General features: G+C 70.4%; 1 protein-coding gene. It reads right to left on the bottom strand.

Annotated features, from left to right (window positions below; translation table 11 throughout):
* Positions 1-243: helix-turn-helix domain-containing protein (locus AC2YHB_RS25650; protein ID WP_487354885.1), on the bottom strand; the 243-nt coding region annotated here is incomplete at both ends.

The following is a 243-nucleotide window of genomic DNA, read 5'->3' as shown; positions in this document are numbered from 1 at the left end:
TTGGGCCGCCGCCGACGCTCGTGGGCTGCACGATGTGCGACAGGCGCCCAGTAGGTGCCATCCGGTCCGCGGTTGCGGGCGACCTCGCGACTCACCACCGACTTGTTCCGGCCGATCAGGGCGCCGATCTGGCCGTAGGACAGCTCCATCCGCAGCCCGACCGCGATGACTGAGCGGTCCTCGCTCGACAACGAGCGTCGTCTGCGGTCGGCCAGGCGGGGATCGCCGATCGTCCGTGTCGGT

The organism is Nocardioides sp. SRI_004, from assembly GCF_057586415.1.
This window is presented reverse-complemented; position numbering and strand designations above follow the sequence as displayed.